22 protein-coding genes are annotated in these 21509 nt (G+C 58.8%); 12 read left to right on the top strand and 10 right to left on the bottom strand.

All coding sequences use genetic code 11. From position 1 onward, the window contains the following. Position 1: 1 nt before the first annotated feature. The 6 genes from OUZ30_RS10240 to OUZ30_RS10215 all read right to left on the bottom strand — a co-directional run bounded on the left by OUZ30_RS10240 (position 2) and on the right by OUZ30_RS10215 (position 3769). On the bottom strand, positions 2-292 hold the full coding sequence (locus OUZ30_RS10240; RefSeq protein ID WP_266182155.1) for a DUF2523 family protein: 291 nt from the start codon (positions 290-292) through the stop codon (positions 2-4). Continuing rightward, complete coding sequence (locus OUZ30_RS10235; protein WP_266182153.1) at positions 292-1722, bottom strand: hypothetical protein; 1431 nt, start codon at positions 1720-1722, stop codon at positions 292-294. The genes OUZ30_RS10240 and OUZ30_RS10235 overlap by 1 nt, the downstream gene beginning before the upstream one ends. Before the next feature lie 98 nt (positions 1723-1820). Beyond that, positions 1821-2063, bottom strand: coding sequence for a hypothetical protein (locus OUZ30_RS10230; RefSeq protein ID WP_266182151.1), 243 nt, complete (start codon positions 2061-2063; stop codon positions 1821-1823). 223 nt (positions 2064-2286) lie between these two features. Next, entirely contained in the window at positions 2287-2571 is a 285-nt protein-coding gene (locus OUZ30_RS10225; protein ID WP_266182149.1) for a single-stranded DNA-binding protein, read from the bottom strand. Further along, positions 2553-3632 (bottom strand): replication initiation factor domain-containing protein, encoded by a 1080-nt coding sequence (locus tag OUZ30_RS10220; protein ID WP_266182148.1) that lies wholly within the window; start codon positions 3630-3632, stop codon positions 2553-2555. Before OUZ30_RS10220 ends, OUZ30_RS10225 begins: the two co-directional genes overlap by 19 nt. Continuing rightward, positions 3629-3769 (bottom strand): hypothetical protein, encoded by a 141-nt coding sequence (locus OUZ30_RS10215; RefSeq protein WP_266182146.1) that lies wholly within the window; start codon positions 3767-3769, stop codon positions 3629-3631. Before OUZ30_RS10215 ends, OUZ30_RS10220 begins: the two co-directional genes overlap by 4 nt. A gap of 201 nt (positions 3770-3970) precedes the next feature. Between OUZ30_RS10215 and OUZ30_RS10210 the strand changes: the two genes are divergently transcribed. Then, on the top strand, positions 3971-4420 hold the full coding sequence (locus OUZ30_RS10210; protein ID WP_266182145.1) for a DUF3693 domain-containing protein: 450 nt from the start codon (positions 3971-3973) through the stop codon (positions 4418-4420). A gap of 169 nt (positions 4421-4589) precedes the next feature. Here OUZ30_RS10210 and OUZ30_RS10205 read toward each other — a convergent pair whose 3' ends face one another. The 3 genes from OUZ30_RS10205 to OUZ30_RS10195 form a co-directional block, all read right to left on the bottom strand. Next, positions 4590-4961, bottom strand: coding sequence for a hypothetical protein (locus tag OUZ30_RS10205; RefSeq protein ID WP_266182144.1), 372 nt, complete (start codon positions 4959-4961; stop codon positions 4590-4592). Positions 4962-5734: 773 nt separating this feature from the next. Next, the gene (locus OUZ30_RS10200; RefSeq protein WP_266182143.1) at positions 5735-7123 is read right to left on the bottom strand and encodes a hypothetical protein; all 1389 of its coding nucleotides are present in this window, start codon (positions 7121-7123) and stop codon (positions 5735-5737) included. Between the two features lie 316 nt (positions 7124-7439). Continuing rightward, positions 7440-8384 carry a LysR family transcriptional regulator gene (locus OUZ30_RS10195; RefSeq protein WP_266182142.1) on the bottom strand — a complete coding sequence of 315 codons (945 nt, stop codon included), beginning with the start codon at positions 8382-8384 and terminating at the stop codon, positions 7440-7442. A gap of 150 nt (positions 8385-8534) precedes the next feature. Here OUZ30_RS10195 and OUZ30_RS10190 point away from each other — a divergent pair, with 150 nt between their 5' ends. The 6 genes from OUZ30_RS10190 (at position 8535) to OUZ30_RS10165 (ending at position 13706) form a co-directional block, all read left to right on the top strand. Beyond that, positions 8535-9587 (top strand): NAD(P)-dependent alcohol dehydrogenase, encoded by a 1053-nt coding sequence (locus OUZ30_RS10190; RefSeq protein ID WP_266182141.1) that lies wholly within the window; start codon positions 8535-8537, stop codon positions 9585-9587. Further along, a complete protein-coding gene (locus OUZ30_RS10185) occupies positions 9584-10027 on the top strand; it encodes a DUF6841 family protein (RefSeq protein ID WP_266182140.1) in 444 nt (147 codons plus the stop codon). Before OUZ30_RS10190 ends, OUZ30_RS10185 begins: the two co-directional genes overlap by 4 nt. A 33-nt stretch (positions 10028-10060) precedes the next feature. After that, positions 10061-11458, top strand: a complete 1398-nt coding sequence (locus tag OUZ30_RS10180) for a Dyp-type peroxidase (RefSeq protein ID WP_266182139.1) — start codon at positions 10061-10063, stop codon at positions 11456-11458. Positions 11459-11497: 39 nt separating this feature from the next. Beyond that, positions 11498-11980 (top strand): hypothetical protein, encoded by a 483-nt coding sequence (locus tag OUZ30_RS10175; protein WP_266182137.1) that lies wholly within the window; start codon positions 11498-11500, stop codon positions 11978-11980. A gap of 34 nt (positions 11981-12014) precedes the next feature. Then, on the top strand, positions 12015-13019 hold the full coding sequence (locus tag OUZ30_RS10170; RefSeq protein WP_266182136.1) for a catalase family peroxidase: 1005 nt from the start codon (positions 12015-12017) through the stop codon (positions 13017-13019). A 336-nt stretch (positions 13020-13355) separates the two neighbouring features. Then, positions 13356-13706 (top strand): hypothetical protein, encoded by a 351-nt coding sequence (locus OUZ30_RS10165; RefSeq protein WP_266182135.1) that lies wholly within the window; start codon positions 13356-13358, stop codon positions 13704-13706. A 791-nt stretch (positions 13707-14497) separates the two neighbouring features. On the opposite strand, the gene OUZ30_RS10160 is transcribed toward OUZ30_RS10165, so the two are convergent. Next, on the bottom strand, positions 14498-15526 hold the full coding sequence (locus OUZ30_RS10160; RefSeq protein WP_266182133.1) for a GlxA family transcriptional regulator: 1029 nt from the start codon (positions 15524-15526) through the stop codon (positions 14498-14500). 113 nt (positions 15527-15639) lie between these two features. Here OUZ30_RS10160 and OUZ30_RS10155 point away from each other — a divergent pair, with 113 nt between their 5' ends. The 5 genes from OUZ30_RS10155 to OUZ30_RS10135 all read left to right on the top strand — a co-directional run bounded on the left by OUZ30_RS10155 (position 15640) and on the right by OUZ30_RS10135 (position 21345). Further along, positions 15640-17358, top strand: a complete 1719-nt coding sequence (locus OUZ30_RS10155; protein ID WP_266182131.1) for a GMC family oxidoreductase — start codon at positions 15640-15642, stop codon at positions 17356-17358. A 43-nt stretch (positions 17359-17401) separates the two neighbouring features. Further along, the gene (locus OUZ30_RS10150; protein WP_266182130.1) at positions 17402-17716 is read left to right on the top strand and encodes a putative quinol monooxygenase; all 315 of its coding nucleotides are present in this window, start codon (positions 17402-17404) and stop codon (positions 17714-17716) included. A gap of 30 nt (positions 17717-17746) precedes the next feature. Further along, positions 17747-18496 carry an SDR family NAD(P)-dependent oxidoreductase gene (locus tag OUZ30_RS10145; protein ID WP_266182129.1) on the top strand — a complete coding sequence of 250 codons (750 nt, stop codon included), beginning with the start codon at positions 17747-17749 and terminating at the stop codon, positions 18494-18496. A 250-nt stretch (positions 18497-18746) separates the two neighbouring features. Beyond that, the gene (locus OUZ30_RS10140) at positions 18747-19211 is read left to right on the top strand and encodes a cupin domain-containing protein (protein ID WP_266182128.1); all 465 of its coding nucleotides are present in this window, start codon (positions 18747-18749) and stop codon (positions 19209-19211) included. Positions 19212-20415: 1204 nt separating this feature from the next. Further along, positions 20416-21345, top strand: a complete 930-nt coding sequence (locus OUZ30_RS10135; RefSeq protein WP_266182127.1) for an MBL fold metallo-hydrolase — start codon at positions 20416-20418, stop codon at positions 21343-21345. Positions 21346-21509: the final 164 nt, after the last annotated feature.

The following is a 21509-nucleotide window of genomic DNA, read 5'->3' as shown; positions in this document are numbered from 1 at the left end:
CTTAGCTCGATTTCTTCATAGACGTCATGTGCACGCGAGCGGCGTCCACAATGGCGCGGCCTGCCCACGCGCTAAGAATCACAGTCATCGACTGGTCAATACGCAGCACACCAACCCACCCCAGAAGCGGACCCGCCTGCCCCAACATCGACTGCAAGCCCGTGCTATCAATAATGCCCGTCGCTCCGGCGTTCACCGCGAACCCGATACCGACACTTACAAGCGCGGAAAGCACCATCTGACCAACTACCGACAGCAGCATTTCGCCAATCCACGCAACGACCACAGGCATTAGCGGTTACTCCCCTTCGTGATCTGGTACGCCGCAAAGAGCGCGAACGCAAGAATGATGTCGCCAGCCGCCTCCAACACCCCGCAGCCCAACGAAAGCTTGGCGACGAATGGCACCGACGTAAAACTGAAATCCTGTAACGGACACTGCCGCGAATAGCCAAACCCGCCCTGATTGTAGGAGCCCGCATTCGCCTGATCGCCCTGGGTGTTACCGACACTGGGCTGGCTCCACACGCTCGACTGCGAGTACTTCGCCTCATCGGCGGCAAGCGTCGGAGGCCCGTTGCCATCACCGGCCAAATGCTTGTCGATATTCTCCTGATCCGTTTTGGCCTGGCACATCGCGTGCCACTCTTCCTCCGCCGTGCCGCACATGGCCGCATCGCCCGAGCAAATCGGAGGCGAGTTGCAATCGCCACCGCCGCTAAACGACGACGCCGCCGTACTCGACGAAGCCGGCAAACCCGACGACGGATTCTTAGGGGTCGTGTCGCCTGTCTTGGAACCGCTCGTTGTAGGCGTTCCGCCCGGGTTCGTGTACGTGCCCACGGTGACACCGTAGTTAGTGCCCGTCGTCGGATCAGCACCGGTGTAGCGATCGTTGCCGGTCGCCGATGTCGCAGGATCAGGGACATTCGAAGACGGCGGCAAAGGAGCAGAAGGCGTCCCCGCGCAGATCGTCGAATCACCGGACGAAGCGCACGCCCCCGAAGGCGTGCCCGAATTCCACGGCGGAAAATTCGTGCACGTGGGAGAGCCGTTCACAGCAAAACACACCTGCCCCGTGTTCGGGTTCGCGCAACTCACCTCGCCGCATGTGTCAGGCCCCGGCGTTGGCGTTGTCGGAGGCGGAGCCGCAGGATTGAGATTCGGCGGTGCAGGGTTAGGCGTGCTGCCATTGGCGTTCGAGAACTGCCCGGGCGTGCCGCCACCGCCCGCAGGATTGCCCGTCGCCGTCAGCGAAAGCTGAGTATGCCAACTGCCCCACTGGTTCTCAATTGGAGGGCCTAACGCCGTGGCCGTGTAACCACATTGAACGGTGACGCCGCTCGACGGGTCCGTCATCGGCATACTGATCGTCATACCCGAAGTGACCTTGCCACCATAGGGAAAATTCGGGTACGGCGTCGCGCCTGAACACGGGTTGCCGGCAGAGATGCATGGATAGGTGTACGAGTTATACAAAGTGCCGTTCGGGTACAGCAACGAAACGTAGCAAGACGAAGGCGGCGTGTTCGTATTCGAGCACGTGGAACCCGCAGAGAACTGTGGAAGTAGCGACTGACAGTGAGACAGCGCGGCCGAGTAGGTCGGGTACGCCGTAGCAGCGTCTGCAACCCTAGGCGCAAAGATTCCACCAACAAGCACCAATAACGCGACGAGTAGCGGCGCGGTCAATCGTCGTTGGATGGTGCGAACAAAATCCATGCAGACCCCAGCAGCGCCACAATGACCCAATAACCCAACATGTCCATAAAGACCCCCAGAGAACACCGGGGCCGAAGCCCCGGAATCTCCACCCGAAATTAAACCTTCAGGTAGCCCACCAGCTTCTTGCCGTAGTAGATGCCCAGCACGGCCACAGCCAGCAGGCCCACATCGACGGCATACGTGCCCAGCGTGGACACGAAAGTCGAAGTCGGATCGCTGGCGTCAGCCATAGCGGCACCACCGATGACAGCCGAAGCCGCCACGGCATTGATTGCGATCTTCTTCAGGCCCGAAGCCTTGGCGCCGCAGCGCGCCATGAAACCCTGAAACTTGCTCATCTCAACCACCTCCCTGCCGGAGTGCTCTGGACATATAGGCCGCGACCCAGCAGGCACATATCGCGAAACCTATAGCTGCGCCATCAGTGGCGCTTAACGAAGGGAACATGGACGGCTGAGTGACCCACACCGGCACCGAGCAAACACCCGACGTTGGGTCCACGTTTGCAGGGTCACACGTCATAAAAACAGGATCATTCACCGTCCACGCTCCCCAAACTGGTTACTTCGACAGCGCAGGCGCAGGCGCAGCGATCGGCACAAGCTTCACGTAGCGCGACAGCTCAAGATCGCCGTACTTTCCGAGCGAGAAGCACTCCGGGGCGATGTCATAAGTGCCCACCGGATGGACGGCCCCAACCGGGCCGAGGCCGACTCGGAACGGCAGCTCGTAGCCGTCACCTGTATCGACCGCAGCTCGCTGCTCGCGAATGATTTGGGGTTTGCCATCTTTGCCGGTGAAAGTGCGCTCATGGACTTTCGTGTCCTTTACATGGATACGGGGCATAGTTCGTGCCTCACTAGTTCGTGTAGTTTTTCCGCTGCACCAAGACCTTTGAAACGCGACGGCAGCGGCTCCCGCGTCAGGTTTTTCCGCAGGACGCCATCGGCGTCATCGCCGAGGGCCTGCATAAACAAATTCAGTGACGAGCCCGCTTGCGTCTTGAACCACTTAACAGCAGCGGAAACGGTCGCCTCGACCTTCGCCTTCACCACCTTCAACTTGTTGGCGACATCCAGAATCCCGCAGCGGTCACACAACTCAGCCAAATACTCATGGGCCGCACGGAAGTAACGGAGCGGATGAAGAACGATATCGAGCGGCAGGCCAGAACCCACGCGCTCACCTGCCGCGTTCTCTTCCCCGACGTGCTTCCCATAGAACCTCTGCTCCACCCGCAGCCAGGGCGACGTCTCATCCTTCAGCGCTTTGCCTTTCTCATAGACGCACAACTCTTTGTGGCCCTTCTTCCCTACATACAGCGTGCAGCCAGTGCCGTTGCCGTGGTCGTCGATAAACCGCGTCTTGGGAGGACGACCATTGGCCTTGAAAAGACCGGCCTTTGCCTGGGCTTCCAACTCATGAAGATCCAGCGCGACACCCTGAAAATCATCCAGCGCCACGTCGCAGCGCGTGATACGCGCCGACAAAATCTCAAGCTGAAAATGCACGTAAGACCAAGACGGCACCCAATGACAGCCGGCACCGGTCAACTCGACCTGCATACGCTCGTTGTTGCCGCCGAAACAGATACGGCCGGCGAGCTGATCCTCGCGGTCGAGAACCACGCAATAGTCGTTGTAAAACTGAAATTTGCGGCCCGTTGGGCGCATGACCTTGAAACCCGCCGCACTGCCGAAAATGAAATCGCACACGGTGGCCAGATCGAAAACAGAGCACTCTTCAAGACGGGCCAAAGGGAAAGTGACCGTCAGCCAGTCGATTCCTAGGGCGAAGCCGGTTACCCCACCCTTTTGGCCCCTGTTAGTGTTCGGGCCATCACCCCCTACCCTTTCCACCACCCCGACCGGGGAAAAGTCGAAAGCGTCATCAGGACGGCGGCTCACGCGATGCCCCGCATGCGACGCTTGTTGCGCAGACGACCGGCCCGAAGCCAATCGACCATCCACATGCCCACAAAATTGCCGGTAACCATGCCCATGAAATACGCACAGCACGCAAGCAGAACGTGATCGGCGTTCAAACGCCCACCCCTTCCAGAGTGAGCGCAGTGGACACATGCAGATCACGGAGGCCACGAACGAGGTAGCCGGCCCAGAACACAGCTACGGCGAAACAGGAGATGCCCAGAACTGTCATGAATGGCCCCTTTGGCAGTCTGAGACTCTCAGACTCAGGGCGGAGTAAAGTACCCTCGTACTCTCCAGTCAAGGGGTCTCAGACCGTGAACGCAACAATTAAATTGCTTGACAAATACGCTGACGCCTGCTCCATCAAGCAGGACAAGGATTTGGCAGCAAAACTGCGCGTCACGAAACAAGCAGTCAGTGGGTGGAGAACAGCTCGCTCGCACCCCGACGCAGACAGTGTTGCGCGCATGTGCGAAGCAACTGGCGAGTCAATAGCTCACTGGCTCCCGTTGATCGAAGCCGAACGCGCTCGAAATCCAGAAGCCCGAAAGGTGTGGCTTCGACTTGCGCAAATTGCTGCCGCAATCGCCCTAACAGTCGGGCTATTCCCGGCTCACGCCGAGGCCGTCAAGCAGCATTTCGCTGTCGCAGAAAGTACGACGTCTATACATTATGCGAAATTAAACGGGTCCGGAGCTGGCTTGGCACGGCACTGGCATGGCTTCGTTCCAGCCGAAACAGGTGTTTTCGTTACGCCCCGCTAAGTGATTGCGTTACATCCGGCGAAATGAACCTTAGTCAGAGAATGTAACGCCTTCAGTCGCTAGGCACTCAAAACCGGTGATTGTGGCCAGCAGATGTGAGCCGCGTCAGTCGAAGACCTGTGCTATTGCGGCCAGCCAACTTGGAGCCGAAGCAAGCATTTCTGTTCGACTACATCGGATACTCATTGAAAGATTGGAGCGCTCCCTCGATCCATCGCTCAAGGCGGTTTATTCGGCCATGTGCAATCATCTCTATGGGAGACAACCCGCCCAGTAATGGATTGACGGCCCGAAACCAGGCGGCGCTCTTTGCCTCGCTTTGGAAGCATGAAGTGACGGTGTTTGCCAGGAAGGCCAATTTCACAACAAACTGATCAGCGGTGGCGGGATTACCGTTGTGTTCGCGCGTGAGATCGAGCATGCACTCCAGCTCATTCACAGAAAGCCCAAACCATCGAAGTACTCGATGGCTCTGCACTCGACCCGCCTCGGTGAACCCTAGCGGATCCAACGCTTGTTCAGAAAGACGAGTCGGGATCATGGCGTAATCATTCTGGTGCGCACCCTTCGCCGTACTCACGCCGCAATGCGGAACTCAGTGTATCGCCACGTTGATAGCGATTGTTGCTCCCAAGCTACTTGCCAGACCGTTTGTTGGCGACCCGCGCGCGTACCGGGACATCTTTTCGTTGGCCCTGTTTCATACTGGTCTTGGGTGCAGCGAGAGAACCCTTCCGTTTTACTGGCGCTGCTGCGTAAGCCTCCGAGAGCGCCTTTTCCAAAGCTGTGACTTGGCCCGTTTGGCGTGCGACTTCCTGTTCTAAGTGGCGCACCTGATCTCTGGCCGAGTCATACCGGCCCTGTGTGCGGACGACAAGGTGATCAAGTTCCATATGGGACCAGAGCGGGCGCACGAACTTCAAGTGCACCTTCTTCAGCAGATGTACGGATTCGAGGCTTGAGGCGCGCGCGGCGTCCGAATGCCTTTATCCATCTCGGGCCAATAGGATTGCCGTTCGGGCGCCTCGAAATCGAGAGCCTGACGCGCGCGAGACGACCGCTGGCCCATGAAGCTTAGCCCTCCCCGATAACACGGGCCAATCACCCTACTCTTCCGCCTCGACTACACCGAGCACCAACTGGCCCATGAGGCTTGCGACCCGAGTGGACGCGCCTAGATCCGCACGACTCAGCTGGCGGAGCGCCGGAAGACGATGGCCGGATGTCGGACCATTTAGACACTTTCAAAGGTCCGCGGAAACGTTATGTCAATCCAACGTAGGGCCGGCTAAATCATTCGACAACATGGGCGGCTCAAAACAGATCCCCGCTCGTCGAAGGCGTCGAGGTCGGCCTACTAAGGAGCATCAAGTGATCCAGAGCGTCCTTATACATTTGGTCCGGATCGATCGGCGCGTGCAGGGCACCGTCCAAATGCGTCTGGAGATCCTCGCGACAAAGCAAAAGTATTCCTTTCTGCGCAAGCTCTCGGTCTTCCGCGGCGACGTTTTCCCTCGAGCTTTGGCACACGAGAACGGACAGAAGTGAAACCTGACGTCCGTCGCCTTGGAGGGCCTTGCGCAAGGCCTCACGACGATCGACTAGCTTCCCGATTTTTAAGTGCACATCCGACGTCTTAATTGTGCACTCGACTAACACAAGACGTCCTGTCGGCGTCGAAACTACGATATCCGGAGCACTTGTTTCCAACGTCATCCCAGGGCTGAAGCCGCTCATAAACGCAAGTGCTGCGATCGCAATTTCGAACTTGTCCGAATTTGAATCCTCCAAAACAAAGCGACGCAACTGTTTCAAATTGGCGTCGAACAGCCGAACCGCCAAGTATCGTTCATTTCTCGAGCGAACAGCATCCGTGAACCACTGACGAAAAATATATCGGAAACCTAGGGAAAGTATGACTTGTGCAGCATCGATCCCAGGCATTTCGATCTTCGCGGTACCGTACCGCACGTCGTCCTCCGAGTCGGCCCAGACAATCCTGTCCGCCACCTGCATCCTGTGAGCCACCCCCTTTGGGGGCGCGCCGCGGAGGGCGACCGTTACATCGTCGAACTCGAGATTGGGATGCGCAACCACAGTGAGGTGTACTGCACCGTCTTCTACCTTTGTCTTGTCTGCTCGAACATTTACAGGGGCATGGACAATCAAATTCAGCTTCCGATCTTCGCTTCCTAGGTCAGCTTGAAGGGCAAGCCAAGAAAGTATGTCTTCGAGACCATCAAATGGCGGAGACGACCTACGAAGTGTCTCGTTCACCTCAAGCAGGGAAACGTCCTCCCTATGTCCCCACGGTGCCTGTGACCCAATGGAAATTCCAAGGGTGCTCGCCACCCACTCATTGTCCACTGGCAGTGCTCGGAAGTTACGACCGTACCCCGTAAGCTTGAGGTGCCTTCCATAGGCGACGACAAAACCAGCGCAGGCGTCCGCAACAATATTGATCGCTTCTTGCGCCGACAACCCGTCGGCGTGCTGTTGACCGAACCAGAAGCCATTGGCTTCCAATTCGAAGTCCAAATCCTTGCTCCGCTGGTCCGGAAGAGGCAACACAGCAAGCGAAGCATGAACAATTTCGTAGGTATCAGGGGTGGAGGACTTCCTGGCCACAAACCTTAAGTCGATTGAGCATTCGCCAACAATCCACTTTTTGGCATCCCCCAAGAAAGCATCGAGAAAGTCCATTTAGTGCCCTTTGGATGGAAGAGTCTGCCTACCTTACTGCTCCTCCGTGTGCCTTCCTAGAGCAACCAAAATTGTCTCGCGCATTTATCTTCGACGCAGCCGGCGGCGCGCCGCCATCAGGCCGTGGCTGTAGCCTACCCCCGATAACACGGGCTAATCGCCCTGCCCCAGTGCACACTGATGGCCATGCTGGCGTCCAGCTCGACACCACCCGTATCTCGGTCGCCTCAGCTCCACTTGTGTCCGCTTGAAACCCTATCGTGAGGAAGGGTTCAGTCGATGCTGTGCCTTGTCACTTGCGACCACGATATTCCGATTAGTCTGATTGGGGACGTAGACCTGCGCAGAGGGGTAGAGATGCATGCTTTGCAAGCCTCTCCCTCAGGCGGGGAACCGCAAAGTCAAGAAAGGCTCGCAATTTCTGAGGCACACAGCGCTGGCCGGGGTAGATGAGATTTGCCGGCAGCGGAGCAGGTTCAAAGCCTTCGAGAAGCGGGACCAGCTTGTGTGCATCAACAAGGTCATCGACCTGGTACGACATGACTCTGGCGATTCCCGCCCCTGCCAAAGCCGCGGCTAACGCCGCGTCGAGTGAGTTCACGACCACCCGAGACGGAACCTGGATGGTGCTTGCGTTGCCTTTGACGCTGAATTCCCACCTATCCTTAGTGACGTAGACACTTTCGTAGGTCACGCAGTGATGGTTGATGAGATCCTCCGGCACCTTCGGCGCACCCCGGTGCTCCAGGTAGGCGGGGCTCGCACATAGAACCTGTCGAATCAGTCCGACAGGAACGGCAACCAGGTTGCTGTCCGGCAGCGCTCCGATGCGCAATGCCACATCGACGTGCTCCTCCAGTAGATTCACCTTTCGCTCCGTGAACTGCACGCGCAGGCTAATGCTTGGGTAGGCGTTGAGAAAATCGACCGCCACCGGAACGACATGCGTGCGGCCCATGACGGTGGGCGTGCTAATCACCAGCTCTCCCTGCGGCACACGGAACTCCCCCGCAGCGACACGTTCGGCCTCGGCCACGTCTTCAACAATGCGGCGACACGAATCTACAAGTGCGCGCCCGGCATCGGTCAACTCTAGCTTACGCGTTCCCCGCAGCAGCAGGCGAGCGTCAAGGTGCTCCTCAAGCTCTGCGACGCGTCGACTGACTGTTGCAAGCGATATCTGGAGCTGGCGACTCGCGGCAGAAAAACTACCGGTATCGACCGCGGCGAGAAACATTCGCATGGCATCGACTCGGTCCATATGGCCTCTCGTATGTTGCAAGGTCGCATTGCAACTTTACCCACTAGTTCGGCAGGCCGGTAGAGCATAGCGTGGACATCACCGGAGCGGAGCAGCAAGTCGTTTCGGACCAACCCGTCGGATTCAGCATTATCACCAAGGGGTGCGTAGATGCTCGCTTTTCGCCTGATCCAGCCCCAAGAACCTCCGCGGCTTGAGGAGATTCCACGACCGTCGCCGGGCCCGGGCCAGCTCCTTATCAAGGTGGGTGGCTGTGGACTGTGCCACACAGACTTAGGCCTGATGAAACGCACCAGGGAAGAATGGTTTGATACGCCGCCTCCGCTGACATTGGGGCACGAGATCGCCGGCTGGGTCGCACAGATCGGCCAGGGCGTTGTCGGGTTCAAGAGCGGTGAGCCGGTCGCAGTTGTACCCGTCTGGGGAAGCTGCGGGCACTGCGCTCCGTGCAGACGCGGTGAAGAGAACTTCTGCTACTACATTTCGCGCCTGATCGGCGCCGGCGTGGGACTCGATGGCGGGCTCGCGGAGTACATGCTTGTCGAGGCGCGATTCGTGGTTCCCATGGGTGACTTCGACCCGGTTCTGGCCGCACCGCTGACTGATGCCGGCCTTACGACCTATACCGCAATCAAGCCGGCCCTGCCGTCACTTGTACCTGGCTCCACCGCGGTGGTGATCGGCGTCGGCGGCCTCGGGATGTTAGCCGTGCAGTTCCTTCGAACTCTTTGCGCCGCGCGCGTGATCGCGGTGGACACCGATGCGGCGCATCTGGAGCTTGCCAAGGAACACGGCGCAGACGTCGCACTTTCAAGTGATGCGAGCACCGCGGCACTGATTCGGGACATCACGTCCGGCGCTGGCGCGAGTTTCGTGCTCGATTGCGTGGGTGCCGAAAGCACACTCACGACCGGTGTTGCAGCATTGGCAAGACTGGGGCGCTTGACCCTCGTCGGTGCAGCGCTGAAAACGATTCCGTTTGGATTGCACGAAGTGCCGTGGGGGGCTCAGCTCACAACGAGCCTCAACGGTGGCACCGTTAACTTGCGGGAAGTCATTGAACTGGCGAGGCTCGGGCGGATCGAGGCGATCGTCGATCGCTATCCGCTGGACCACGTTGCGGATGCATACCGCGCGCTTGCCGACGGGAAACTACGCGGCCGAGCCGTCTGCATACCGGGAGTGACGGAGTCAATCTCATGAAGCTACCGAACGCCACCGCGGTGCCAGGTGAAGCCGAGATCGTTTCGCGGATTCGGGAGCTCTTCCAGAACTATGGCCCGACCTTTGTGGAACTGGCCACCGGTAAACGCTCGGACGTGGAAGCACTGCTCGCGTTCTACGGTGCGCCACTTAGATTCATCGGCTCAACATTCCACATGGTCATGGAGAGCGATGCCGCGATTACAGGCGCAGACGGGATGGGTGGAGAACTCGCTCGGTTGCGTCAAGCGGGCTTCTCGGGGTCATCGCTCGATAGATGCGAAATCTGCGTGCTCAATCCGCGAGCAGCACTGGTTGACGCGGTGTGGATCCGACGCGACGGCACAGGCGCCGTGATGTCGCGATTCGCCGTGATCTACCTAGTGACTTTGGCAGCAGGCGGATGGCGCATCACGTCAGCTGTCAACACCTCCGAATGAAAGCGCCGATTCAATCAATCGAGCGGAAGCGAAATGGACACGAAAACCGATACGAGCACGTTTGCTAGAGATGCCGTCGCGCTGGACGTGAGCGACATCCAAGCCACCGTCCTGCGCCCTCGCCCCTCTCCGTATAGAGGCGAGTACGTGGTACTTCGCATCGATGATGCGGTGCAAGGGCGCGAAATGCTTCGCCGGATCATTCCCCACGTGGCAACTGCGAATGACTGGTGGGAACCCACCCTGCCCGGTTGGTTGGGCATCGCTTTCACCTATCAGGGCCTCAGGGCACTGGGCGTGCCACAGGCGTCACTGGACAGTTTTCCTCCCGAATTTCGAGAAGGAATGGCGGCACGAGCCTTCGCTATCAATGACCTCGGAGGAAACGCGCCTTCTAACTGGGAATATCCGTTTGGCACCACGGACATGCATGTTGCGCTGGCGATCTATGCCAGGGACGACCAAAGCCTCGAACTGGTATTGGATCGGGCGAGGCAAAGCCATAACGACCTGCCAGAGGTTCCGGTTATCTATCGCATGAAGTTCAGCGAGCTTCCCGGCGGGCGCAATCCGTTTGGGTTCAAGGATGGACTTCACAACCCTCACGTTGAAGGCAGTGGTGCCCCCGCGCATCCCGGCTTTGGACCTTCGATTAAGGCTGGCGAATTCATCCTCGGCTATCCGGACGAGCTGGGAGAGACGGCGACGAGTCCACAGCCAGACGTGTTACGCCGTAACGGTACGTTTTTGGCCTTTCGCAAGTTCCACACCAGAGTCGCTGCCTTTCGAGAGTATCTAATTGAACACGCTTCCTCGGCAGAGGAACAAGAGTTGATTGCAGCGAAGATGGTCGGCCGATGGCGTAGTGGTGCGCCACTTGTTCTTTCTCCTGAGCAAGACGACGCCACGCTGGGCGCGGACGCAGAACGAAATGACATTTTCAGCTATGCAAACGACATGCAGGGATTGAAGTGCCCATTCAGCGCACACATTCGACGGGTCAATCCCAGAGATGCCCTGAGCAATGATGTGGCTGCGGTAAATCTTCACCACTTTCTGCGACGTGGCACGAACTACGGCCCGGCATTGCCCGAAGGCGTAGTAGAGGATGACGGCGAAGAGCGCGGCGGTGTTTTCCTTTTTGTGGGTGCGCACCTTCGTCGGCAATTCGAATTCGTGCAATCACAATGGATGACCGACGGAAACTTCATCGGCCACGCAGAGGAGCAGGACCCCATCGTGGGCAATGCGGAAGGTGACGGGATCTTCACCATTCCTAAGCGCCCCGTCCGTCGTCGACTTCATGGACTACCGCAGTTCGTTGCCGTCCGCGGGGGCGAATACTGCTTCATGCCTGGCCTGCGTGCATTGAGATGGTTGGCCGGTATGGATGTCGAAAACGGCGAACCAAACCCACTCAATCGAAGCTGACGACAAAGACCGAGATCACTATGCCCAGAGGAGGCACCCATGAATCACACGACGACAGCTCCCGTGGCTCGGCCTGGCACGAAGGCCGGACAATCGAACGAGTTCACCTTGATCTGCGGAATCAAGCCAGGAGGCGCGGAACGGATGCGCAAGCTCCTGGCCGGAGGATTCGATGGCGAGCGTCAAAAGAACACCGATCGCATCGGCACGGTACACGACCTGCGGTTCGTTATTTTTGATAACGACACCCGCGTCATTTTCGCCTCCACTTTTGATGGTAGCTGGGAGTCTTATATCGACGATTTCGCCACCATCATTCCCGATGAAATCGACCTCCTATTTCACGAATGTACAGGCTATCCCGGCATCCACAGCCCCGGCATCAAGGACTGGATCGTGAGCCAGCAAGTCACGGCTGTGGGCTTCTATAGCGCGTATCCCGACGCATCGGTTCGGGAGGTGTGGAAAGCCTTGAGAACGCAGAAGGCGTTCGATGACCTGCTGGACTCGGCCGCAAGCTGAGTCAGCCCTGATAGAACCGCTTAAGGAGTGCGACGTGGAACATAACGTAAATCACGGTCAGTACCATCTGTCCGCAAAGCTGGTGGAGATGATCCACCAGGATTTTCAGGGGTTTCATCCCGGCTATCGAGATGTTCATGCATCGGGTCGTTACTATGCCGGTGTGTTCAGGGCCACACCCGAAGCGAAAGCACTCAGTCGAGCCGTACATCTGCAGGGCGATTCCGTGCCAGTGACAGTGCGCTATTCGAACAGCGGATCGGGAAATCCTTGGGGGCCGGCCACAACGGCCTCCATGTCGGCACGATTCTATCTTCCCGATGGCACAGTGACGGATCTTGTCTCGCTGCCCTTTCCACTGTTTTTCGCGCGAACGCCCGAGGAGACCCTCGAATTTCTCGAGGCCGTGCGGCCTGACCCCGGAACCGGCAAGCCCGATCCCTATCGTATCGAGCCATTTCTGGCCGCCCGTCCATGGGTCGCACACGCTGTCCAGCTCGCCAAAAACCTGCCGGCATCGATCAGTCTTGCCCAGACAGCCTTTCACATGCTGCACGCCTTCCGCTTTGTGAACGATGCGGGTGAGGTGCAATACGCGCGCTATCACTGGGAGCCTGACGCTGGCGTTGCCGGCCAGACCTTGGATGAGTTGCAAAAGCTTCCACCTTCATATCTCTTCGAAGAACTCGAAGCGCGGTTGCGCAAGGCGCCAGTGATCTTCAATCTAGTCTTGCAGCTTGCGGGCTCGGGTGACCCGAAGAACGACCCGAATGCGCCGTGGCCCGAAGATCGTCCGCGTGTACGCATTGGACAGCTCCAGATCGTTCGAACGACCACCGTCGAAGAGATCGGCGATCCGGTCATGATGCACGATCCCACGCGATTGACCGATGGCATTGAGCCATCCAATGACCCTGTCCTCGCGGTGCGCCGCGGCGTGTACGAAGTCTCGGTTGCTTACCGCACGGGCGGCTGGAAGGGGCGATTGGCTGCACTGGAACGTGCGGGCTGTCCGTTCGGTGGGAATGCCGTCAAGTAACTCGGTTCAACGGCATGTCCGTTTCCCGAAGTATGGCAGTGAACACTGGCTCGACGTAGATCGCTCTCAGCGCAAAACACGAGCTACCGTCGGCGATGCGTTCACTCTTCTGATGCTCTGGTGACACTCTTGTTGCCGCCGTTTTGATCGGCCTATAGGGAAGTGCTGGCGATTATTCCTGGCCACAGATTTCTAGGCAGTGCAAGCCGGCGCTGACGACAGCGTATTTCGTGCCGTCATTGCCATTTGCCACCAGGTTCATCCGCTGGGTCAGGGTTTGGGTTTCTGTGCACTGAAACGCTGTGATGACCGATATCTAGCTAAAGGAAGCAAGCCATGCTCAAAAGTCTTACTCCCATGTGTGCGACACCAATCGAAGTTTTAGCCATGACCACCCCTCATGAATCAATCCAGCGTGAGTCTAGGACCGACCACCAAGCAATTAGACCGCCATCCTTCAGTCAACGATTATTCGAAGGTGTAAAGGCTCCTTCGCTTGCCGCGGCCCTGGCTGTATTGGAGCTCGCTCGAGAAATTGAGCCAGGCTTCGTGCTGGCGCTCAAATGGTATTGCGAGGTACCCATTAAAGAGTTTGGCGACATGACGGCTCTACAACTTGTAACTCAAGGGGACGGTGCGGCGGTGTTGGCGTTCCTCAACGCTATTTATCGGGGCGATCGTGGGTAACGTGTGCTCCGCATCGCTGCAGCACACCCTTGTTTGCACCCACACACCCTCGCGCCTCTCAAGGCTCAGGCTGTGCAACGTTTACCACCGCAAGTGACGAACGCCTCGTCAGAATAAATGGTGAGACGAGCGACTGCACAGGAACACGCAATCGTTTGCAAGATCATTCAATAAGTTCGCGGTTGCTCGGCCTAACTTTTCCAGCAGGAAGGCCGCCTCAAACGCCGAAACGTAGCTCGATGGCGGCCCCCTTCGGAGCGGAGGAAAATCTATGAAGAACGTCTATGCACAGTACCTGCTCACACTGATCCAAACGTCGTTAGTCGGTGCTGGCCTATGGGCTTTGCTCGCCACGGTGCGTCGAATTTTAGCGCCCTAATTCGGCCGCATCCCCTTATCGAGGGCTCTCGCATGTCCCCTCTGAACACTTTCCTCATTGTGACTTCATCACTTGCGGCGGTGGATCGTCATGGACCGGAGCCGATCTGGCCCCTCAGTTAAGGCGGCCGTCATGGCGGAATTGCCGGCCGATCTCTCGTCTAAGGCGGTGGCGTGTTGAGGCGCCGAGACAGGAACATACCCGCGATAATTCGGGCTAAACACTCTGCTCTATCGAGAAACGTGCTGTTCTGCAAAGTTCACGGGCGCCGCGACAAGACTTTCCGCGGCACCCGGTCTCACGAACGCTTAAAATTTGTAGCTGAGCTTCAACGCACCCGTGTTCGACTGGAAGTGATCGGCGAACCTGCCACAGGATTGCAGCCAAGTTTCATTCAATGGTCTTCGACGCCTCAAGTGTCCAGGCCTTCATTCGTCGCAGCCGTCAGCGCATGAATCGAAAAGCGGCGCCGATAGTCACGCGGCGAAATCGCCAAGTGTCGTTGAAAGGTGACGCGCATGCGCTCTTCATCGCCGAATCCGCAGCGGCGAGCAATGCGATCGACGCCATCCTCGGTGTCTTCCAGCAGCCGACGGGCGGCTTCCAGCCGGAACATCTCGACGGCCTTAGCCGGTGTGCGGCCGGTTTTGGCTTTGTAGCTTCGGGCAAAATTTCGCGGACTCATGCCGACGTGCTCGGCCAGCAGGTCAACGTTTAGATGATCTTTGCTGAGGTTGTTCGAGATCCACAGGTGCAACTTCTCGAAGGTCGTCGAGCTCATGGTCTGCGACTGCAGCAGCTCGCTGAATTGCGATTGGCCACCAGGTCGCTTCAGATAGATCACGAGCTGACGGGCAACCTGCATGGCAATGTTGCGGCCGCCATCTTCCTGGACCAGAGCAAGTGCGAGATCGATGCCTGCGCTGACCCCGGCCGAGGTCCAAATCGGCCCGTCCTGGATGAAGATAGCATCGGGCTCGACGGTCAGGCTCTGGTAGCGTTGACCCAGCAGTTCGCAGGAAGCCCAATGAGTCACGGCCCGGCGCCCGTCGAGCAGGCCGGCCTCGGCCAACAGGAAGGCGCCGGCGCAGACCGATGCAGTGCGCCGGGCTCTGACAGCGTTGATCGCCAGCCAATCGACGAGACGACGGTCCGCAAGCGTCGGTTCCATCTCCAGCGCCCCAGGGATCACGATCGTGTCGATCTCCGCGGCATTGAATCGTGAGATTGGCACGGTGTCGATCGTCACGCCCTCGACGGTCACGATCGGTCCGCCATCAAGGCTGACCGTATGTCGGATGTAGCCGTGGTCGCCCTGCTGTTCCATGAACCTGGACGCTGACCAGAACACTGTGAGCGGGCCGGTGAGATCAAGCAGGCCCATGCCTTCGAAGGCAACAAACAGGACGCAGCGGGCGAGCGAATCGTTTTGCTTGGTCATTGGCAGAAATCAAGGGTTATAAGTCATTGCGGCCAAACAGTCGCATGCCTAGGCTCTCCCTGTCAATCACGAGGGCCGGCCAAAACCGCGCCCCTAGCGCCCGGAGAACGACCATGTTTGATACCGCCTCTGCCTCGAACAGCGTGAAGTTCGCACTGCTGGAAGGCCAACTGCTCAGCCGTCAAATCGACCGCGCGACCTTTGTCGAGCGCGCCGCAAACCTGGGTCTACCCGCTGCAGTCGTTGCGGAGGCGGCCGACAAGTTCGTTGCCATCGCCAGCAATCAGGCGACCCGTCGTGCCGCATTGCGATCCACCTATGACTACATTGTCATCGGCTCCGGCGCGTCCGGCTCGGTCGTCGCGGGACGCTTAGCCGAGAACCGAAACGCGCAAGTACTCCTGCTCGAAGCGGGCGGCGAGGATCTCACGCCCGGCATCCTGATCACCGAAACTTGGTTCTTCAATCAAGGTGGCGAGTTCGATTGGAACTTCGGCGCCGAGCGAAGCCCAAGCGTCAACCAGCGCTCGATCGTCCAGGCGATGGGCAAAGCCTTCGGCGGCGGCACCAGCATCAACGGCATGGTCTGGGCTCGCGGTCACAAGAACGATTTCGACCATTGGGCCAAGGAAGCCGGCGATGACGCGTGGAATTACCAGCACGTCCTCGACATCTACCGGCGCATCGAAGACTGGCACGGCGCCCCCGATTCCAGCCGCCGCGGCAGTGGTGGCGAGGTCTTCGTCCAGCCCGCTCCCCATCCGAGTTCGATCGCGCCCGCTTTCCTGAGCGCCGCCGAATCCCTGGGCGTACCCACCTTCGCTGATCAGAACGGCGTCATGCAGGAAGGGCCCGGTGGCGCAGCGATCACCAATGTGCGCATCCGTGACGGCCGCCGTTTGAACATTCCCTCCAGCTATCTCTATCCCGTGATGGATCAGTCCAATTTGACCGTGTTGACTGGCGCCTATGTCAATCGCCTCACCGTCGAGGGCAACACGGTTACCGGCGTCGAGTTTGAATGGCAGGGGCAACTTCGCACGATCAAGGCCGCGAGCGAGGTGGTGCTGTCGGCCGGAGCGATCCAGACGCCGAAGATCCTGATGCTCTCGGGGATCGGCGATCGTGCGCAGCTGAGCGGCTTCGGCATTGCTACGGTGTCGCATCTGCCGGGCGTCGGGCAGAACTTCCAGGATCACCCGATCATCGGCGGCGGGCTGTGGGAAGCACCGGAACCGCTGCCCCTTCGCAACAACGCGGCCGAAGCCAATCTCTTCGTCAAGAGCCGTCCGGAACTTGATACGCCCGACCTTCATATCTGGCACATCGAGGCGCCTTATCTCTCCGAAGTCACCGGGCGGTACGCGGTTGAGAACGCCTGGTCGATCAGTCCGGGCCTGGCGCGTCCGGAGAGCCGTGGCTTCCTGCGGCTGAAATCGGCGGATCCTCGCGAAGCACCGGAAATTCACGCCAACATGCTGGCCGATCCACGCGACCTCGCTGCCTTGCGCAAGGGCATGGAGATCGCGCGCCAGCTCGGAAATTCCGAGGCGATGAGGCCGTTCGTCAAGCGCGAGATTCTGCCGGGCCCCCTCGAAGGCCAGGCACTGGACAACCTAGTCCGCGACGGAGCGATGTCGATGCACCACCCGACCGGCACCGCCAAGATGGGCCAGGACGATTTCTCGGTCGTCGACGCGCAGTTACGGGTTTACGGCGTGAAGAACCTGCGCATCGCTGACGGCTCGATCATGCCGAGCATCACCACGGGCAACACCCAGGCGCCCTGCGTAGTCATTGGCGAACGCCTGGCTGAGATCCTCACCGCCTGATCTCGACTAAGGCGTCCGGTAATTTCCAAGAAGGGTATTCGCCATGACTCAGTTTACCAACCTCGCGTTTTTCCGAGCTCGACCTGGCCAGACCAGAGCCTTGGGTGCGGCCCTCCGCGCGTTCGTTGCTCCCACCCGCGCCGAGAGCGAACGCCTCAATTACAACCTTCATCGGTCGCTCGACGAAGCCGACGTCTGGCTCGTTTACGAGAACTGGCGCTCGGCAGAGGGCCTTGACGCCCACATGAAAGCCCCGCACCTGCAGGCCTTCCTTGAGGTCGCCCCCAACCTCATCGCCGGCGACATTCGTCTGCGTCGCTTCTCGATGATTTCGTCCCTCGCCACGCAGGGCGCCTGACCGTTGCCCCCAACTCCAAAGGTAAGTCTCATGCTCTTCTCAGGAAAAAACATCATCGTTACCGGCGCCTCGGGCGATCTCGGCACGGCGATCATCAAACGCCTGATCTGTCAGGGCGCTAACGTCTTGGCGGTGGACTCTGATGACGCAGGTCTGTCGCACCTAGTCGCTGAGGTCTCCGGTGCCGGGGTCCTGGAAATCTTCGTCGCCGACGTCAGCAACGGTGAAGAGGTCCTCAGCTACGCCACTCGTGCTTTCGCGCTCTGGGGGCCGGTCGACGGCTTCGTCAACAATGCCGGTATTCAGACGCCAGTGCGTTCGATTGTCGAATTCCCCGAAGAGGACTTCGACCGGGTCATGGCTGTCAACGTCCGCGGCGTCTTCCTCGGCATGAAGCACGTACTTCCGCGGATGCGCGACGGAGGATCGGTGGTAAACATGTCGAGTGCGCTTGGCGTGGTGGGCGGCGCCGGCATCGTCGCCTATGTGGCCTCCAAACACGCAATCATCGGCATGACCAAGACTGCGGCCCTCGAGCAGGGGCCGCGTGGGATCAGGGTCAACGCTGCGGCGCCAGGCCCCATCGCGTGCCGCATGACGTTCAAACTCGCTGACGAGGTGTTCGCCGGCAGCAACAAGAGCTTTGCCGAGACCGTTCCCCTGCGCCGTCACGGCACGCCCGAAGACGTGGCGGGCCTCGTCTCATACCTGCTGTCGGACGACTCCAGCTATGCGACCGGTACGACCCACGCAGTCGACGGCGGGTTCACGACTGGCTGACAAGATTGCCAGACTGTGAAATGCAGATCGCCTCCATCTTGACGATCGCGGTCGGGCAGATGAACGTCGATAACCGACGTTCAATGGAATTTCGCGCTTCACTAGTGAGGCCAACATAGCCTGATCGACACGAACGCTAACGGGCCACGGGTCGTCGTCGTCGAACCAAGACATTCGACCAGACAATGCCAGCAGGACCCGCCGCGTCCGTGAGAACAAACGGGTTAACTCAATGACAAAGGATAACAACTTGAACACGCAAACCCTCACAGCCCGCGCAATCGCTCATTCGGATGGTCACAACGTCAAGCATCCGACGGGTGCAGACATGAACATCAAGGTTTTCGCATCAGAAACCGGCGGAACCTATTCCTTGATGGAGACTGTCCTGCCATCTGGTGGAGTTGTGCCACTGCACATTCACGAGAGTGAAGACGAAAACAACTATATTCTGGAAGGCCAACTTCAGATGTCGATCGGCGATCAAGTCTACGACGCAGGCCCCGGCGACTACGTCGTCGCGCCCCGTGGAATCACGCAGACATTCCGGAATTCCGGCAGCACACCTTGTCGGTTCCTCACTACCTTTACGCCCGGTGGCGCGGAAGGCTTCTTCAAAGACGCCGGCGAACTGATCGCAGCGGCCGCACCCGCGAAACCTGATCCGGCGGTGCTTAAGGCGCTGCAGAAAAAATATCACCTGACCTACTTGTAAAACCTTTCTGAATGCATGAGTGAGGTTGAAATAAGAATCGCAGATGGTAGCTAGCGTAGGTGATGCCGTAGTCCAACCAGGTCTGAATGGACCGCGTTTGGTCGCGCTGGCTCCCCTCTTCCGCCTGTTGCGGCATATGTGGATTAATCAGGGGGCTGTCCCAGCGGCAATCGCCGCAATCATTCTGAGGCGTGCGCGGCTGACAAGTCCGGAACTGTCCAATGGCTTTTGGTTAGACGCGCGAGCCGACCCCGAGTCGTGACGAGTTTCGAGAGACCGAGCATCATGACCAGTAGGCGGCCAACTTTGGAGGCTACGCCAAGAAGGATTGTGCGGCATCGTCCATGGTGGTGAGCCTAGGACTATCAAGTTTCAGAACATGAAGCTGACGCCAAGCACGAGTCGATGAATTCGCATGGGCCACTATCGGCGCCTAGAGAAGCGGTCAGTGTCTAGCCACGATAACTTGCCCTAATCACCCTGCCCTGTGGCGGCCAAGGGGTGAGCGTTTCGGGATTTGCTAAAGTCCGCATTGGGCTGCGGATTCCGTTGGAAGCGGACATTACCGGCCCGCCTCGCGGGCCTCTTCCGCAGCATCAAAATCTTGGGCCGATACATGGTTGCCCCGAGGATCTGCACTGACGCCACTCCGCTTGATTGACTCGAGAGCAGCGGTGTGGATCAAAGCTTTATATCGGCGGATAACGTCCGAAAAGGCCGCCCTGCCTGAAGTCTCCTTGGCTAGGAAAGCATTGCGTTTCTCCACGTAGCAGCGAACGCAACGGCCTTCATATGAGCCGGAGAAGATCGCTCCAGCGCCATAGTCAACATAAAGGTCATCCAAGTGCCACTGCCCATCGCGTCTTCGCAGGTGACGCATAAACCGCGCCGATGAGAACAAAAACGTCGGCAGCCGAATGCGTCATTGGGGCGATCTTCGAACTGTCGAGTTCAACGAGAGGGTCCTTTGCCCACACTGCCTAGCTCAATCCGTGCAGAAACAGCACTTCATTGATCTAGTGTGCGGATCGGGGATGCTGGTGTTACGTGGCCGGTGTTCTCGCCATCCGTGATTATTGCCCGGGGCGCACCACAATGTGCCCGTTCGCATGTCTACCGGACGATGGGCCGACTCCGTAAGTTACTTGTAGCGAAAATCCAACGGACCGGCGACCTGGAACCTTTGTCATGAGGATCGTCGGCAATGAAACGACTGCGGAAGCAGGAGTCAAACATGTGCATTTGTCACGAATCACACCAAGCTGATCGCGAGTTGGTTCCGTCGCGTTACGCTACGCGCATCGGCGATATCGACGTACTGGTGCTCAGTGATGGGGCAATACCGATACCAGCCAATATCCTCGGCACCAACGTCGATGCGGCAGTCCGGGACGCCGCACTGCGTGACAGATTCCTGCCGGACGTGATCGATTGGGGACTGAACGTCATCGTGGTCCGTAGCGGTGGCAGGACAATTCTCGTCGACGCAGGGGTGGGGTCGGAGATGCCCGACGCCACGCGGGCCGGGCGGTTGGCACGACGATTGGAGAGCGCTGGCATCGATCCCGAGTCGGTGACCGATGTGGTAGCGACCCACATTCACATGGACCACATTGGCGGCCTGCTCGATGAGCGATTGAGAAGTCGGATGCGTCCGGACCTGCGAATCCACGTGTCGCAGACCGACGTCGAATTCTTTGAGTCGCCCGATTTCTCTCACAACACGTTTGGCGGTATTCAGGACATCATCCGGTCGAGTGCCCGGAAGTTCCTTGACGCGTACCGCAACGAGTTGCGGCCGTTCGACAAGGAGTACGAGGTAGCGCCAGGGGTCGTCGTCACACTCACCGGCGGCCACACCCCCGGGCACAGCGTGGTTCGAGTGGCGTCCGGCGGCGAGCTACTGACGTTCGCTGGTGACGCCCTGGTCCCGGTCGGTGTCGAGTGCCCCGAATGGCAGAACGCCTTCGATCACGAGCCCGAGGAGGCGACTCGCGTCCGGATTCGCCTTTTGAAGGAGGCTGCGGCGACCGGCGAATTGTTCATGGCCAGTCACTTGTCGTTCCCGACCCTCGGCCGAGTCGCAGTCGACGGCAAAGCCTTTCGTTACGTGCCGGCCAACTGGGCATACTGACCGCTTGCTCTTGCTAGGGCACCCTGGGCGTCTCTTCCAGTCTGGCACTCGATGCCAAAGACGGCGAGGAGTCCATCTCATTGCCTTGGATTGCGGATTCAACCCGTCAACGCAAACGCCAGGAGAACCAGCTGAACGTCGCTTCAAATGCGGTTGCGTTGCTC

The sequence above is a fragment of the Dyella humicola genome, from assembly GCF_026283945.1.
In the GTDB taxonomy this organism is placed as follows: Bacteria; Pseudomonadota; Gammaproteobacteria; order Xanthomonadales; family Rhodanobacteraceae; genus Dyella; species Dyella humicola.
Note: the sequence above shows the minus strand (reverse complement) of the source record. Positions and strands in the feature narration are given on the sequence as shown.

Excerpts from the sequence above, each read along its gene's own strand:
- OUZ30_RS10240 (WP_266182155.1), bottom strand. The coding sequence starts at position 292 with ATGCCTGTGGTCGTTGCGTGGATTGGCGAAATGCTGCTGTCGGTAGTT.
- OUZ30_RS10235 (WP_266182153.1), bottom strand. The coding sequence starts at position 1,722 with ATGGATTTTGTTCGCACCATCCAACGACGATTGACCGCGCCGCTACTC.
- OUZ30_RS10230 (WP_266182151.1), bottom strand. The coding sequence starts at position 2,063 with ATGAGCAAGTTTCAGGGTTTCATGGCGCGCTGCGGCGCCAAGGCTTCG.
- OUZ30_RS10225 (WP_266182149.1), bottom strand. The coding sequence starts at position 2,571 with ATGCCCCGTATCCATGTAAAGGACACGAAAGTCCATGAGCGCACTTTC.
- OUZ30_RS10205 (WP_266182144.1), bottom strand. The coding sequence starts at position 4,961 with ATGATCCCGACTCGTCTTTCTGAACAAGCGTTGGATCCGCTAGGGTTC.
- OUZ30_RS10200 (WP_266182143.1), bottom strand. The coding sequence starts at position 7,123 with ATGGACTTTCTCGATGCTTTCTTGGGGGATGCCAAAAAGTGGATTGTT.
- OUZ30_RS10195 (WP_266182142.1), bottom strand. The coding sequence starts at position 8,384 with ATGGACCGAGTCGATGCCATGCGAATGTTTCTCGCCGCGGTCGATACC.
- OUZ30_RS10190 (WP_266182141.1), top strand. The coding sequence starts at position 8,535 with ATGCTCGCTTTTCGCCTGATCCAGCCCCAAGAACCTCCGCGGCTTGAG.
- OUZ30_RS10185 (WP_266182140.1), top strand. The coding sequence starts at position 9,584 with ATGAAGCTACCGAACGCCACCGCGGTGCCAGGTGAAGCCGAGATCGTT.
- OUZ30_RS10180 (WP_266182139.1), top strand. The coding sequence starts at position 10,061 with ATGGACACGAAAACCGATACGAGCACGTTTGCTAGAGATGCCGTCGCG.
- OUZ30_RS10175 (WP_266182137.1), top strand. The coding sequence starts at position 11,498 with ATGAATCACACGACGACAGCTCCCGTGGCTCGGCCTGGCACGAAGGCC.
- OUZ30_RS10165 (WP_266182135.1), top strand. The coding sequence starts at position 13,356 with ATGCTCAAAAGTCTTACTCCCATGTGTGCGACACCAATCGAAGTTTTA.
- OUZ30_RS10160 (WP_266182133.1), bottom strand. The coding sequence starts at position 15,526 with ATGACCAAGCAAAACGATTCGCTCGCCCGCTGCGTCCTGTTTGTTGCC.
- OUZ30_RS10155 (WP_266182131.1), top strand. The coding sequence starts at position 15,640 with ATGTTTGATACCGCCTCTGCCTCGAACAGCGTGAAGTTCGCACTGCTG.
- OUZ30_RS10150 (WP_266182130.1), top strand. The coding sequence starts at position 17,402 with ATGACTCAGTTTACCAACCTCGCGTTTTTCCGAGCTCGACCTGGCCAG.
- OUZ30_RS10145 (WP_266182129.1), top strand. The coding sequence starts at position 17,747 with ATGCTCTTCTCAGGAAAAAACATCATCGTTACCGGCGCCTCGGGCGAT.
- OUZ30_RS10135 (WP_266182127.1), top strand. The coding sequence starts at position 20,416 with ATGAAACGACTGCGGAAGCAGGAGTCAAACATGTGCATTTGTCACGAA.